This window comes from Marinomonas sp. HM11-D (genome assembly GCF_057626615.1).
Window position 1 is genome coordinate 1 of the sequence record NZ_JBMMKT010000047.1, and the last position, 261, is coordinate 261.

The 261-nt window shown below is 43.7% G+C and carries 1 pseudogene; it reads right to left on the minus strand.

The window, feature by feature from the left end:
* Positions 1-261, minus strand: a pseudogene (locus ACOSVP_RS18620) (IS3 family transposase); the annotation flags it as partial.

Below are 261 nucleotides of genomic sequence, written 5' to 3' on the forward strand. Positions count from 1 at the left end.
AACTCAGTTTCAAGCTCTTTAATACGTTGCTCAGGTGTGAGCTCTTTTGACTCAGTCATAGGGTCTCCTTTTGGATGTAAAGGCGAAGCACCTTGACTCCAATCTAGCCGACCATGCTTTCTAAGCCAAACTAAAACGGTAGAACGGCCTTGTATACCGTATTTATTTTGGGCTTGTGAGTAGGTGAGTTCACCTTTTTCTACTTGATCGACAACAGCCAATTTAAAGGCAAGTGAATAGTCGCGCTGTGTGCGCTTAGAT